We start from the raw sequence: 15,246 nt of genomic DNA, 5'->3' as shown, positions 1-15,246 counted from the left end.
GAATTGAATTTTGTTGTATAATACAGAAATGACGTTATGCTTATGGATCAACAAAAGAAATGGCAGGAAACCAAAAGGGTATGCATAGTTAAAGTCGTATATGGGTGATATAGAAAACCCTGCTCATGGCCAAGAAAACTATGTATTTTTTATTTTAGCATTTTTCTCTCAAAAATCGACCAAGCCTGATAGAGAAAGGGTGGAAATGGATGAAGGAATCTTTAAAATCACAATTTCATAATGTGCGTTTTACTTTGTTCGTCGCTTTGGCCTTATGGCTAAAAACTTACATCATAACGCGTACGAGCTTTGATTTGAAACTTGAATCTTTCATGCAAGAATTTATCTTATTCATTAGTCCATTGGCAACATCATTACTGCTTGTGGGTCTTGCATTATTCGCAAAAGGAAAAAAACGTAATTATATAGCACTTGGAATTGATTTTGTTTTAACAATCGTTCTTGTTGGTAACGTAATGTTCTACGGATTCTACAATGATTTCGTTACTTTACCGGTACTTGGGCAAACGTCCAACTTTGGACAGTTAGGTTCTAGTGTAAAAGAACTACTCAACTACAAAATCATTGTTGCATTTGCTGATATTATTCTTTTCTTCGTTTTATTAAAAAAGAAGAAAGACTTTGCAAAAACGGAGCGTGTGTCACGTCCAATGCGTTCTTTATACTTCGTATCAACGGTTGCTATTTTCTTCGCAAACTTAGGTCTTGCAGAGACTGAGCGTCCGGAACTATTAACGCGTTCATTTGACCGTGTTATGCTCGTGAAAAACTTAGGTTTATATACTCACCAATTATATGATCTTGGCTTACAAGCGAAATCAAGTTCACAAAAAGCATTTGCTGATGGTAGCAAATTACAAGAAACAGAAAACTATGTGAAGACACTCAAAGAGAAACCAGATCCAAATATGTTTGGCGTTGCGAAAGGGAAAAACGTAATCGTCGTTTCTCTTGAATCCTTGCAAACATTCTTAATTGGTGCGACAGTAAATGGTCAAGAAGTTACACCATTCTTAAACCAATTTGCAAAAGAAAGCTATTACTTCGATAACTTCTTCCACCAAACTGGACAAGGAAAAACATCGGATGCTGAATTCTTAGTAGATACATCACTATATCCGTTAGACCGAGGTGCTGTATTCTTTACACATGGTAATAACGAATATACTGCAACACCAGAAATCCTGCGTCAGCAAGGGTATTACACAGCTGTATTCCACGCGAACAATGCAACATTCTGGAACCGTAACATCATGTATCCTGCACTTGGTTACGACCGTTACTATAACGAACTTGACTACAAAATCACACCAGAAACAAAGTTAAACTGGGGATTAAAAGATATTGAGTACTTTAATCAATCCGTGGATATGTTAAAACAAGTGAAGAAGCCATTCTATACTCGCTTCCTTAGTTTAACCAACCACTATCCATTTACTTATGATGACGGTACAAAATTAATCGAACCTTACAACTCTGGTGATGGTGTATTTGACCGTTACATGGTAACAGCTCGTTACTTAGACGAAGCACTGAAAAACTTTATTGAACGTCTAAAAGCAGAAGGTATTTATGATAACTCGGTTATCGTATTCTACGGTGACCACTATGGTATTTCTGAAAACCATAACCGTGCGATGGCACAATTCTTAGGAAAAGAAGAAATTACAACATTTGATCATATGAACTTACAACGTACACCAATGTTCATTCACGTTCCAGGTCAAAAAGAAGGTAAAACAATTTCAAAACCAACAGGTGAAATTGATATTAAACCAACAATTCTAAACTTACTTGGTGTTGATTCAAGCAATGACATTAGCTTCGGTCATGATGTATTCTCACCAGATTATAAATCATTCGTTGTTCTTCGTGATGGAAGTTTTATAACAGAACAATATATATATACAAACAATACATTCTATAACCGCGAAACAGGCGAAATTGTAGAAGTACCGAAAGAAGAAGCTCAAGCGATGATTGATCGTGCACAAAATGAACTGCACATGTCTGATAAACTCATTGAGGGAGACTTACTTCGCTTCTCCGAAAGCAACAAAATTAAAACGGGCGAAGTAAAAACAATTATTAAAGAAGACAAAAAAGGCGCTGAGTAATCTCAGCGTCTTTTTCTCTACATTAGTATGATAAAATTACACAATCTTCACCAAATATTTACATAAAATTCATGAAACATCTCTATAATAGAATTTGTAAACAGTGTTCTGTTCATTCCTCATGGGGAATAATAGTATCATTTGTGTAACAATTTCCCTGACGTTACCGGGAAGTAACATCCATTGTCTTAGTAAAGCCGTTTGGTTTACTGGTCACCTTTCTAAGCTATACCAAGACAATATCCCTATGAAACAAGCTACCCTCCTTATGCAACATTGTTGCAAGCAACGTTCTATATGAATGTTGCTTTTTTTATTTCTAAAAAGCAGGATTCTCATTTCTCATTTGCGAATTTGTATATGCGAAATACAATAAATTGGCGTTTCCATACGAGCTCTCACCACTCATCATTAAAACAATTAAGAAAGGATGGGAAGTAAAATGGCATACGAAAGATTTGTATTATGGAATGACACAATTATTGATACAAATAACAAACAACCGTACATACAATTAGAAGAACGTGGTTTACAATTTGGAGATGGTGTCTATGAAGTAATTCGTATTTATAAAGGAAACATCCACTTATTAGATCCACATTTAACTCGGTTATACCGTTCAATGGATGAAATAGAACTAACACTACCTTTCTCTAAAGCAGAACTCATTACACTACTTTACAAATTACTCGAAAATAATAACTTCCAAGAAGATGGTACCATCTACCTGCAAGTTTCTCGAGGAGTACAGCATCGTGCGCACGCATTCTCTTTTGATGTAACCCCAACGATTTATGCTTATATCTCAAAAAAAGAACGACCCGCTTTATGGATTGAATACGGAATACGTGCCATATCAGAACCTGATACACGTTGGCTCCGCTGTGATATTAAATCCTTAAATTTATTGCCAAATGTATTGGCTGCCACAAAAGCAGAACGCAAAGGATGTAAAGAAGCCCTTCTCGTTCGTAACGGAATAGTTACAGAGGGTAGTCACTCGAACTTTTTTCTTGTAAAAAACGGGATCCTTTATACCCACCCTGCTAATCACCTAATCCTAAACGGGATTATTCGTCAATATATTCTTTCCTTAGCCCATAAACTACAGATTCCTGTTCAAGAAGAATTATTCAGTATTCGTGATGTCTATAACGCTGACGAGTGCTTTTTTACAGGAACAACTGTAGAAGTGCTGCCTATGACACATCTTGATGGAACTGCCATCCAAAATGGTCAAGTTGGGCCAATCACCAAACTACTACAAAAAACATTTGTCCAAAGTTTTTCAACTTCTAATATCTCATTACCTTAAACACGAACGTTTTAAATTTAACAATAAAACAATGTATGTATTTTCGTTCAAAATCAAGGTGGAGCATGCACCTTGATTTTTTTTCGTAATATTTTTGACATATTCAGATTCCCGCATAAGCCTTGACAGTAATCGACATGCCTTTTAGAATTTTTAACAGTTGGTAAATATTTCATCACTACATTACAGACAGAAAGGAATCGACAAAACATGAAAAAATATCTTGCCGGTCTTGCGGCAGTGTCTGTAGCAGGAGGAGCAGCCCCGACATTAGATAGCGTTCAAGCTGCCCCTGAAAATACACAAAAGCCTGCTACACAAACTGTTCAAGCTGCACCACAAAACAATTCAAACTACACAGTTACTGCTGACGTATTACACGTTCGTTCAGGAGCTAGCACTTCTCACGACATCATCTCTCGCGTATATGAGGGTCAAACATTAAACGTAATCGGTGAAGAAAACGGTTGGGTTAAAATTAACCATAATGGTAAAACTGGTTACGTTAGTGGACAATTCGTATCAAAAAATGGTACAACACCAAACGTAAGCACAGGTGGCAAAAACAAAGTTACTGCTGATGTATTGCGTGTTCGCACAAGCCCAAATACTTCTAGTTCCATTATGGGACGTGTATATGAAGGACAAACATTGCAAGTTATTAGCATAGAAAACGGATGGGTTAAAATTAACCATAACGGCAAAACTGGTTACGTTAGTGGACAATTCATATCTGGCATTTCTTCAAACGCTGGTTCTTCAAATAACAACAATGTTCAAGCAGCAAGCGGAAACTATACAGTAAATGTATCTTCTCTTCGCGTCCGTACAGGCCCTAGCACTTCTCATACAGTTTTAGGATCTGTTCATAAAGGACAAGTTGTACAAGTTGTTGGCGAAGTTCAAGATTGGTTCAAAATTAACTATGCTGGACAAACTGCTTACCTTAGCAAGGACTACGTAACAAAAGGTGGTTCTAGTAACGATGTTGTCCAAGGTAATAATCAACAACAAGAAATCAATAATAATGTAACTGTTCAAACTGGCGGTACTTATGTTGTTAATACAACATCATTACGTGTTCGTACAGGCCCAGCTACATACCACGGTGTACTTGGTGGCGTATTAAACGGTCAAACATTAAATGTAACTGGTGTAGAAAATGGTTGGTACAAAATTAATCATCACGGTAAAACTGGCTATGTAAGTAGCGAATTTGTGAAATTTGTTAAAGGTGGCACAACGACACCGGAACAACCAAACCAGCCTGAGCAACCACAAACATCTGTTGGTGAATACTACATTAATGCGGCAGCATTAAATGTACGTAGCGGCGAAGGTACAAATTACAGCGTAATCGGTGCTCTTCCACAAGGTCAAAAAGTACAAGTTATTTCTGAACATTATGGATGGAGTAAAATTAACTACAACGGTCGCACTGGCTATGTAGGAACTCGTTTCCTATCTAAAACACCAGTCGGTGGCGCTGTAGACAATAAACCTAACAACAGTAACAATAACAACAACCAAAATAATAATAATAACGCAGGCAACACAAGTGGTGATACATCATCTATTCTTGCATATGCAAAATCAATGCAAGGCGTACCATATGTATGGGGTGGCACTTCTGCTAATGGTGTTGACTGCAGTGGTTACATTTTCCACGTATTTAACAAATTCGGTCACAACATTAGCCGTCAAACTGTAGCAGGATATTGGAGCAGTCTACCAAAAACTTCAAATCCACAACCAGGCGATTTAATCTATTTCCAAAACACTTATAAGCCAGGTCCTTCTCACATGGGTATCTACCTTGGCGGCGGATCATTTATTCAAGCTGGTGACAACGGAGTTAAAATTGTTTCAATGAATAACTCTTACTGGAGCAGCCACTTCTTAGGATATACAAAAGCACCTTAAGTCATAGTTTCAGAGTCTTCTAGATTACTAGAAGACTCTTTTTATATAAATCCTTTTTGATTTTTCACATATAAGTCGCTGCTACGAAGAACAAAAGATGACCTGCTCTCTTTTTCTCCTTTTGTTTTCAATTCGGCATGGGGCGAAAAAAGGCACTGACCGCTTCTATCCATGGTCGGATGCTCTCTCCTTACCTATAAAAGAAAAGTCTTTATCATTTTTTCAATTTGTATTTATATAAAATGAAACTTCCATCACCCACCTTGTTTTTTGAAGGATAAGTTCCTGCTATGAAAACAAAAGGTGACCTACTCTCTTTTTCTCCTTTTGTTTTCAATTCGGCATGGGGCGAGAAAAGGCACTGACCGCTTCTATCCATGGCCGGATGCTCTCTCCTTACCTATAAAAGAAAAGTCTTTATCATTTTTTCAATTCGTATTTCTACAAATATGTTTCTCTCCTCTTATTTCATACACTATATTCTATAAAAACAGCTCATAGCGTTATAATAATGAATATATCTCCCTAAAAAACATAACCTATTTCGCCTCCATAAGATTGATATGTGTTTTCTTAAAGAATTTTCTTTCTATTAAAACTTTTCAATAGACGTTTGACCTCTGATGTCCGGTGTGATAAGTTACTTAAGATGCTATTTTCGTAGCGTATAGACATCTGTTATGTATACTTTTTTACTATGAGAGAGGAGATTTATACTGCATGAATGTTTTATGGGGAATTGGCGGCGTGATTGGAGTTTTAGCAATTGCTTTTTTACTATCTTCCAACCGCAAAGCTATAAATTGGCGCACAATTTTAATTGCGCTAGCATTACAAATTACGTTTTCTTTCATCGTGTTACGATGGGATGCCGGAAAAGCTGGCTTAAAAGTTGCTTCTGACGGCGTTCAAGGCTTAATCAATTTTTCTTATGAGGGAATTAAATTCGTCGTTGGGGATTTAGTAAACTCAAAAGGTCCTTGGGGCTTCGTCTTCGTAATTCAAGCACTACTTCCAATTGTATTTATTAGTTCATTAGTAGCAATTTTATATTATTTTGGCATTATGCAAAAATTCGTTAGTATCGTTGGTGGTGCATTAAGCAAACTTCTTGGCACTTCTAAAGCAGAAAGCTTAAACGCAGTAACAACTGTTTTCTTAGGACAAACAGAAGCACCAATTCTAATTAAACCGTACTTAACACGTCTAACCAACAGTGAATTCTTCACGATTATGGTAAGCGGTATGACAGCCGTTGCTGGGTCAGTTCTTGTTGGTTATGCAGCAATGGGAATTCCGCTAGAGCACTTATTAGCAGCAGCAATTATGGCAGCACCATCAAGCTTATTAATTGCAAAACTAATTATGCCAGAAACAGAAAAACCGGATAACAATGTACAACTTTCTACAGAGCGTGAAGATGCTAACGTTATCGATGCAGCAGCACGCGGTGCATCTGAAGGTATGCAGCTTGTTATTAACGTTGCAGCAATGTTAATGGCGTTCATCGCATTAATCGCTGTATTAAACGGCCTATTAGGATGGGTTGGATCTTGGTTCCATATTAAACTTAGCCTTGATTTAATCTTTGGATATATTCTATCTCCATTTGCTATCCTAATCGGTGTTTCACCAAACGAAGCTGTACAAGCAGCTAGCTTTATCGGACAAAAACTTGCAATCAACGAATTCGTTGCATATGCAAACTTAGGTCCACACATGTCAGAGCTGTCTGATAAAACAAATATGATCTTAACATTTGCAATCTGTGGCTTTGCAAACTTCTCTTCTATCGCAATTCAATTAGGTGTAACAGGGACACTTGCTCCTTCTCGCCGTAAACAAATTGCACAGCTTGGGATTAAAGCAGTAATCGCTGGTACACTAGCGAACTTCTTAAATGCAGCAGTTGCAGGTATGATGTTCTTATAATAAAAATCGAGCTGATCCGAATTTTCGGGTCAGCTTTTTTTATGAATGTATTTCACATACGCCCAGCTCTTTACGTACCTATTTATCAGAAGCCTCTTCCTATACTTACGCGCTAAAAATAAAAAACAAATTATCGGATGGGACAAGACAGTCAGGTTTAAAAAGTAAAAGTGGCAGCGGCTCGTTCAAAATTAAACAAACGTTTGATTAAAAAAATAAGCACAGAGCGCCGTATGCTCTGTGCTTATTTTTACTTTAAATCTATATATCGGACAATACCCCTTAGTCGAAAGTAATTTTCACGTCCATCCCCCAACGAACGATCTACTTTCATTTATATACGAAAAAGTGACTGCTATTTTTGTAAAACCAATTGCTTCTCTTGCTGTTCTTTAGACACTTCAGTCTTTGGTTCCGTGTTTTCTTGGACACTACGATGTGCCACACGTTTCAAACAAATATGCTTCCACTTTCTTTCGTAACGCTTCATTATTCTAGTTGTCCCCCTTGAATACGCTTAAAAACCATTTGAAATCGCTTACAGGAAATAATATAGCACATATACGCAAAAGTGACAACACATTTCCGACAAATTTTTGTCAAAAATATGGATTACTTTTGACAATATATCGGCGGTTCGACACAACTTATCGACCATTCGACAACCTGCGACAACTGCTAATCAACAGGAATTCGCACAACCTATCAAAAAAGAGCTGATTCAAAATCAGCTCTTTCCTTCTATTATTTATGGTGATGACGAACTTCCTTCTGTAATTCTTTAAATAGGGAAGCAGCCATAAAGAAGATAACAAATACAAACGGGAATGCTGCGATAATCGAAGCAGTTTGCAATGCCTCTAATCCACCTACATATAATAAAATCGCTGCCAATGCTGCTTGAACAAGACCCCAAACCAGTTTAATACGATTTGGTGGATTTAAACTACCATTTGTCGTTAACATACCAAGAACAAATGTCGCAGAGTCTGCTGAAGTAATAAAGAATGTTGAAATCAGTAAAATCGCAAGAACAGATAAAACTGGTCCTATGCTGCCCATATGATCTAACATAGCGAATAATCCAATTTCTGTGCCCATCTCTTTAATTTGTCCATAAATATTTGCTCCATCAAACATCTCCATGTGAATACCTGTTCCTCCAAATACAGAGAACCAAAGCGCACCAATAATTGTTGGAACGAGCAACACACCAATAACAAACTCACGAATCGTACGTCCACGTGAAATACGGGCAATGAATGTACCAACGAATGGGGACCATGCAATCCACCATGCCCAGTAAAATATCGTCCATGATTGAATCCATTGGTTACCACCCTCATTTAATGGGCTTAAACGGAAGCTCATACTTGGCAACTCTTGAATGTACGAACCGATTGTAGAAGTAAAGTAATTCATAATAAAGTTCGTTGGACCTGCAAATAATAAGATTGCCATAAGTGCAAAGGCTAAAATAATATTTATATTACTTAAATATTTAATCCCTTTATCTAATCCTGTTTGTGCAGATAACATATATAGGACCGTTACTACCCCAATAATAACTAACTGCGTTGTTAATGAGTTTGGAATAGATGTTAAGTAACTAACGCCACCTGCAATTTGTTTTGCTCCAAGTCCTAATGAAGTTGCAACACCGAATACTGTCGCAAATACAGCTAATACGTCAAACATATGTGCGATCCGTCCGTGCTCACCACTCTTAAATAAAGAACCAACTGTTGCACTAATTGTACTTGGTTTCCCTTTTCGGAACGTAAAATAAGCAATACAAAGTGCTACAAGTGCATATAAACCCCATGGATGTAATCCCCAATGGAAGAATGAAAAACGAAGTGCAAGACGTGCACTCTCTTCTGTTGCACTCTCTCCAAATGGCGGTGCGTATAAATGATTTAATGGTTCCGCAACTCCCCAGAAAATCAAACCGATTCCCATGCCGGCACTAAAGAGCATAGCGAACCAGGTCATATAACTATAATCAGGCTTATCATCATCTTTCCCTAAACGGATCGAACCATATTTTGAAAAGATTAAAAAGATAGCTAAACCTAAGAAAACAGAAACAGAAATGATATAGAACCAACCAAATTTACTAACTAATGCAGTTTGAATTGCAGTAGTCACATTTCCTAAATTACCTTTTCCGATTATAGATTCGGGAATAATCCCCCAAATTGTAAATGCAATACATAATGTTAATGAGACAATAAATGTTTTTGTCAGTTTCCTCATAAAATCCCCCTTTTGTAGGTTTCTTTTTTTCGTAAAATGACTCTAATTCTGATATGTTAAATCGGATAAAGTGAAATATTTCTTGCGGTGATTTTCTTTCAGCTCTCTAAAATCAGCCTTCACCAATTAGAATTCTTATGGACAGTTGAGCCTCCATATAACCGTTCGGATTATAAAATGGAGATGCTACCGCCAAATCGTGCGAGATAGATGCGGATGGGAGTGTGTTTCCCAAAAAAGGTGTGTTACAGTTGGAAAAAAGCCAAATTTACGGATAGCAGCTCTTTCTTTTTGTAACAATTATGCGGTTGTTTTTGTAAGGATATAGCACTTCTTTGTGAATACACAAACAAATTATTTATGTTTATATAACTATTTTAGTCACAAACCGACGAATTACTCAAGGATTGTAACCATTTAGTAACTCTATCGTAATAACTGCGTAACATTATTATCTCAGTTGAAAAATATCCTCTATGCCATAAGTAATAGAGATATCTATCAAACCTCCTAAAAACACGGAATGAAAACCGCTTTCTATTATTTCTTTCTATATTACAGAGTATTAATGATTTGTTACGAATGGTTTGTAATTGTGTGATTTCCCAAATTCCGAAAAAAACTGTTGCTATAATGAGGACACGAAAACAAACGCAATGGAGGCTATCATGAAAAAATTAATTGGTATAGCAACGGCAGCGGTTTTTGGTCTTGGGATTTTCACTACTTCTGCAAAAGCAGAAACTGTTGTAACAACAGACGTATTAAATGTACGCGAGAACCCAACTACTGAATCACAAGTTGTAGGCAAATTATTAAATGGTCATAAATTAGATGTTACAAATACAGAAAACGGATGGTCAAAAATCAAATTAGATGGTAAAGACGCATTCGTAAACGCAGAATTTACAAAAAGCATCTATTACGTAACAGCAAACGTATTAAACGTACGTGCTGAAGCAAACACAAACTCAGAAGTTCTTGGTACGCTTAAGAAAGACGATATGATCGAAACAACGAACCAAGTACAAAATGAGTGGTTACAATTCGAATATAATGGGAAAACGGCTTACGTTCATGTTCCTTTCTTAACAGGTACAGCACCTGTTATTGAAAAACAAGAAACGCCTGCTCCTGCTCAAGCTGCAGCACCTGCTAAAGCGGAGGCAAAAGCACCAGCAGCACAAGAAAAACCAGCTGCTAAACCTGCTGTCAAAGCAGCAGAAACAAACACTCCTTCTGGTGGTCGTGAACTAACAGTTGAAGCTACAGCATATACAGCTCATCCGAGCGAAAATGGCGGCACATACGGCGGCCGTGTATTAACTGCAATGGGTCATGACCTAACAGCGAATCCAAACATGAAGATGATTGCTGTTGACCCGAAAGTGATTCCACTTGGATCAAAAGTATGGGTAGAAGGTTACGGAGAAGCAATCGCTGGTGACACTGGCGGCGCAATTAAAGGTAACCGTATCGACGTTCTAGTTGGCTCTGATTCAGCTGCTAATAAATGGGGACGTAAATCCGTTAAAGTGAAAATTTTAAAATAACCAATGACTGCTAAAAATTCAGCCAGTTCTCATATATTGAGAGCTGGCTTTTACTTTTTTATATAAACACAAATGAAAAAACATCCTTTTTTAGGTGGGAGAGAGCTACCGGCCATGGAAAGAAGCGGTCAGGGCCTTTTTTAACCCCATGCAAAGTAAAAACGGGCGCAAGTCTCCTAGCAGCGACTTATATGTTGGAAAACCAAAATGGATATATATATAATGACGATAAGGAGGCTATACCATGAACCCACATGCAAAAATAGACTGGATCGGCACACCGAAGCCATACATCTACAAAGATGATGTAACATACGTCGGGGCTACAATTGATTTTTCACTTGAACATGATGACAATCGCTATAAGCTGATTGTGCTCAAGCACGATCAATCCGTTCAATATAAATTTGTGCAATACGGCACAAAACCGGGATCACAAAAACCATTTCCAATTGATATACCCTTTCAAGAAGAAATGCTTCCGTTAGTAGAAAGAATTCTACAAGATCCATATGTACAAGCTTGTCGTATTTTGTAGAGAAGTCGATATATCAAAAAAAGACTACCTCTTTGTAAAGAGATAGTCTTTTCACATTTTAATGCGTTGGGCCAGATACGTCTTCTGTTTTCAATGTATTATTCGCACTGATTGAATGATACAATAGTTTCCCATCCGCATTTACTGTAACGATATGTTCATTGCTAAAGCTCTTAAACTTTACAGATCCCTCACCATAGCGAATATTGTATTCTTCATATGTCGTTACTTTATATTTCGTAGAACTTTGACGTTCAACATTACGGACTTCAAATTTTAATACATCCTCAGTAATCCCTTTTTTCTTTAAATATTGCAGATAATCACGGTCTTCTTTATATGATTTCCCGCTCTTATCATAGTCATTTTCAATTAGACTAAAGTCATTTAAAGAAATAGCGCGCACGTTGTTATAAATATGAGTGCGAACAAAGTCACCAACTGCCGTATCCGATGTTTGTTTTGGGAATTTTAAATAATAGGAGCTCTCCTCATCACCAATTTTTACGCTTTCGGTTTTCACAACACCAAAATCAGTTTGTTTCTCTAAATGAACTTCGACCGTCCCATCTGTTGGTACTGGTCCGAGCTTATAGCTTCCATACTCTAGTTTCCCACGTTTTTTACCAATTACAAAGACATTAGCGCTATTTTCGTCAGAAGAGATTGTAACATATTTTCCTTCAAGTGGTAATTTCACATCCACTTTCCCTTCTTTTTCTCCAGCTAACTCAACTTCCTTTTCTGTTTCTAGTTCAGTAAGCTCTGCCTTCGCCTTTGCTTTTACAACATACGTCCCAGGGAAATAAGGTCCGATTTCTTTAGAAGATTTTCCGCTAGAAATATCAGCCGTTTTTTTATCATTTACATATACTTCTGCATTTTTTGCAGTTGTGCTGACCGTCATAAAATACGACTTAATGCTGAACTTATATTTTGGATATAAGAACCACTCTTTTCCATCTTCTACAATTTGTCCATCCACAAAGCTTTCTTTGTTAACGAGCTTTGTATCTACCGTTTGCTTTTGTAAGTAAGATAACAATTCTTTATTGTACGAAGGACTATCCTTTAAATAACGTAAATAAGATTTAATATCTTCTGTTTTAATTTTCAAACCTGAGTCATCCGATTTTATAAGAGAATCAATTGTATTTATATCTTTTTTATTGAAAGCATCAATTAATGCATTGATTTGCTTTTCTTTCGAGAATTTATATGCCCCGAATTTATATGCTCCAAATAGTAAAGCAGCGAGTACGACGAATACAATGAGGAGTACAATATTTTTCTTGCTCTTCTTTGGTTGCATTTCCCTCTGTACATCCGCTCTCGAAGCCGCTACATTTTCTTCAATCACTTCTACTTTACTTCCGCATTCAGAACAAAAATTTAAGTAATCTGCGACTTGTTTTTTACATGTTCCACAAAACTTCACGATACTTCCCCCTTACTTCCTTGCCAATTTCATTCCAGCGAAGACAGCTGCATATGTCAGAATAAAACTACCGAGTATTAAATAGATCCAGCCGCCCTGCATAGAAAATACTGTTCCACCTACTCCAAATTCCTTTGTTAGCTTTCCTGCAATATTAATTTCAATTTTAGAAAGAAGATTCATTACAATCATCATAATTGTATAAGCACCGCTACATACAACTAACGTTACATACATATTAGAGAATGGCACCCTCGCTAATTTTTGTCCCGCTCTAAACATAAAGAATACTGGGATCATAAGGAGCAACAAACCAAGGTGGAATTTACCATTTATCTCATCAAAACTTTCCATTGCTGATAGCGGAGCACCTTCAGCAATTAAAATATCTTTTATTTTAACGCCACCAGCAGATACACCTGATATGAATGAAAGTTCTATCATACTTTTGTCACCTGTTGTCATTACTTTAGACATTTCCTTTTGTAACGCTGGAACCTTTATTTCTACTGGTGCAAAATGAGTCATACTCCATACATTTGGTGTGAGTTGCAATGCCATCATTGCACGCGCTGAAATTGTCGGCGCTACATCTTCGAAAGGCTTTGCATTACTACCAGATAGTGCAATGAGTGTCGTCACACAAAAAATAGCAGCTGTCAGCAAAAGACCTTTCACCATCGCTGCCATTCCATGATATAGCGATGCCCCGTATGGAAGTAGCTCCTGAAACGCATCTGCTATATTGTTTCGGCTTGTATGCGCAATCAATCCAAATAAACTAAAGAAAGTTCCGTACATAAAACCACTTACTAAACTTTTCAACGAATAGTATCCAACTGTTATCGTTCCTACTTCTGGGAGTGCAACTGATTGTGAGGCAATAAAACTGATTACAAATAAGAATAATCCATAAATAATACCGACTGTTGCCGCTAGTACGATTTGTTCTCCAATCGTCTTTGCAACACGTTGTTTCCCTATCCAAATCCCTACTCCACATAAAATAATAAATGGAATAATTAATAGTAAAAAGAATGGAGTATACCAAGATAACGATATAACAATTCCGCCTTCATCTCCTGCTGAAAAACCAAGTAAATGATAGCTTAATAGTGTAGAGGGTGTACTCGCATAAAAATCAGGTAACATTGTTAATTCCCTAGCAAATTCATGGAATATCTTTTCATCATCTCTGAAACCGCTAAACTTCCAAGCCATCCCGCAAGTAACATAAGAACGCTTGCAATTGCTCCGCCAATTATCCCTGTCTTCAGACCACCTTTATGTAAGCCTAATTCAACTTTATGACCTTTTTCCATACTAGGTAACTTTACGATATGTTCTTTTTTCTTCACTGTAAATAAAGAATGTCCGCACTTTTGGCAATACAGGTTCTGCTCTGCATTTTCATTCCCACAATCACGGCAATATTTAGAGTTGTCTTGCTCAAGAACGACACTGTCTTCAGACACCATTGTCATACTTCCTTCATTTGGACAGTAGTTCACTTCTTCTCCATGTTGATTCCCACACATGCGACAGTACATTTCGTTCACTCCCCCCACCTTGCTTAATTCCACAAACTGGACAAAAAATGGAGCCTTTTGCAATGTGCTCATTACATGATACACACGTAACCTTTTCTACGTTGCTCTCTACAAATAGCATTGGATTTGGTTTTCCGCATGTCCCACAAAACTTATCACCAATTGATAAAGAGCCTCCACACTCACACGTTACTTTCTCTCCTTGTTGTTTTTGCAGTTCAACAATTCGTTTTCGTGCTTGATAAATTAAAACGTCAAATTCTTGAATCGGAGCAACTAATTGCTTTAATACCTCTTCCTTGACCCCAGTATCTCGAATCTGAACATATACCTGTTGGCCAAGCTCTAATAAAACTTCTGTCTTCTTATGAAGCTGCACTTGTATTTCCTTTTTTAATTGCGCAATCTCTTGTGCCACTTGCAACTTTATCTTTCCCTGTTCAATTCCTTCTTGTAGCTTATTCATACCGCTTCCTAATTTCGTCTGAAAATCTGACAAATCAAATCCCCTCCTAAACAAAAAAGTCACGTATTTAACTATATATTACCATATTTTTCTAGATTAAATACGAGCAAATTCATTTTTTCTGTTTTCGCCTC

General features: G+C 37.1%; 9 protein-coding genes and 2 pseudogenes. 6 read left to right on the top strand and 5 right to left on the bottom strand.

Annotated features, from left to right (window positions below):
* The first annotated feature begins 209 nt into the window (after positions 1–209).
* The 4 genes from JDS96_RS00690 to JDS96_RS00675 all read left to right on the top strand — a co-directional run bounded on the left by JDS96_RS00690 (position 210) and on the right by JDS96_RS00675 (position 7,308).
* Entirely contained in the window at positions 210–2,138 is a 1,929-nt protein-coding gene (locus JDS96_RS00690; RefSeq protein ID WP_018765155.1) for an LTA synthase family protein, read from the top strand.
* Positions 2,139–2,568: 430 nt separating this feature from the next.
* Positions 2,569–3,453, top strand: a complete 885-nt coding sequence (locus tag JDS96_RS00685; RefSeq protein ID WP_006097492.1) for a D-amino-acid transaminase — start codon at positions 2,569–2,571, stop codon at positions 3,451–3,453.
* A gap of 210 nt (positions 3,454–3,663) precedes the next feature.
* Positions 3,664–5,376 (top strand): C40 family peptidase, encoded by a 1,713-nt coding sequence (locus tag JDS96_RS00680; RefSeq protein WP_199665733.1) that lies wholly within the window; start codon positions 3,664–3,666, stop codon positions 5,374–5,376.
* Between the two features lie 720 nt (positions 5,377–6,096).
* Entirely contained in the window at positions 6,097–7,308 is a 1,212-nt protein-coding gene (locus JDS96_RS00675) for a NupC/NupG family nucleoside CNT transporter (protein WP_003205061.1), read from the top strand.
* Positions 7,309–7,663: 355 nt separating this feature from the next.
* On the opposite strand, the gene JDS96_RS32770 is transcribed toward JDS96_RS00675, so the two are convergent.
* Positions 7,664–7,798 carry a hypothetical protein gene (locus JDS96_RS32770; RefSeq protein ID WP_003205060.1) on the bottom strand — a complete coding sequence of 45 codons (135 nt, stop codon included), beginning with the start codon at positions 7,796–7,798 and terminating at the stop codon, positions 7,664–7,666.
* 254 nt (positions 7,799–8,052) lie between these two features.
* Positions 8,053–9,567: a glycine betaine transporter OpuD gene (opuD, locus tag JDS96_RS00670; protein ID WP_199665732.1), complete on the bottom strand. Its 1,515-nt coding sequence runs from the start codon at positions 9,565–9,567 to the stop codon at positions 8,053–8,055.
* Between the two features lie 656 nt (positions 9,568–10,223).
* Here opuD and JDS96_RS00665 point away from each other — a divergent pair.
* Together JDS96_RS00665 and JDS96_RS00660 are read left to right on the top strand one after the other, a co-directional pair.
* Positions 10,224–11,120, top strand: coding sequence for a cell wall-binding protein EntA (locus tag JDS96_RS00665; RefSeq protein ID WP_003209025.1), 897 nt, complete (start codon positions 10,224–10,226; stop codon positions 11,118–11,120).
* A 244-nt stretch (positions 11,121–11,364) separates the two neighbouring features.
* Positions 11,365–11,658, top strand: a complete 294-nt coding sequence (locus tag JDS96_RS00660) for a DUF3910 family protein (protein WP_199665731.1) — start codon at positions 11,365–11,367, stop codon at positions 11,656–11,658.
* A 58-nt stretch (positions 11,659–11,716) separates the two neighbouring features.
* Here the strand turns inward: JDS96_RS00660 and JDS96_RS00655 are convergent, their stop codons facing one another.
* From JDS96_RS00655 to JDS96_RS00645, 3 genes and pseudogenes are all read right to left on the bottom strand, one after another.
* Positions 11,717–13,096, bottom strand: a complete 1,380-nt coding sequence (locus JDS96_RS00655) for a zinc ribbon domain-containing protein (RefSeq protein WP_199665730.1) — start codon at positions 13,094–13,096, stop codon at positions 11,717–11,719.
* Between the two features lie 12 nt (positions 13,097–13,108).
* Positions 13,109–14,646, bottom strand: a pseudogene (locus JDS96_RS00650) (zinc ribbon domain-containing protein).
* Between the two features lie 13 nt (positions 14,647–14,659).
* A pseudogene (locus JDS96_RS00645) lies at positions 14,660–15,145 on the bottom strand (zinc ribbon domain-containing protein); the annotation flags it as partial.
* Positions 15,146–15,246: the final 101 nt, after the last annotated feature.

It is taken from the genome of Bacillus cereus group sp. N21 (assembly GCF_016483395.1).
Lineage (GTDB): Bacteria > Bacillota > Bacilli > Bacillales > Bacillaceae_G > Bacillus_A > Bacillus_A pseudomycoides.
The sequence above is the reverse complement of the archived record's forward strand: the minus strand, read 5'-3'. Positions and strand labels throughout refer to the sequence as shown.

Coding starts and splice junctions, on each gene's coding strand:
- opuD (WP_199665732.1), bottom strand. CDS start 9,567: ATGAGGAAACTGACAAAAACATTTATTGTCTCATTAACATTATGTATT.
- JDS96_RS00665 (WP_003209025.1), top strand. CDS start 10,224: ATGGAGGCTATCATGAAAAAATTAATTGGTATAGCAACGGCAGCGGTT.
- JDS96_RS00690 (WP_018765155.1), top strand. CDS start 210: ATGAAGGAATCTTTAAAATCACAATTTCATAATGTGCGTTTTACTTTG.
- JDS96_RS00675 (WP_003205061.1), top strand. CDS start 6,097: ATGAATGTTTTATGGGGAATTGGCGGCGTGATTGGAGTTTTAGCAATT.
- JDS96_RS00660 (WP_199665731.1), top strand. CDS start 11,365: ATGAACCCACATGCAAAAATAGACTGGATCGGCACACCGAAGCCATAC.
- JDS96_RS00680 (WP_199665733.1), top strand. CDS start 3,664: ATGAAAAAATATCTTGCCGGTCTTGCGGCAGTGTCTGTAGCAGGAGGA.
- JDS96_RS00685 (WP_006097492.1), top strand. CDS start 2,569: ATGGGAAGTAAAATGGCATACGAAAGATTTGTATTATGGAATGACACA.
- JDS96_RS32770 (WP_003205060.1), bottom strand. CDS start 7,798: ATGAAGCGTTACGAAAGAAAGTGGAAGCATATTTGTTTGAAACGTGTG.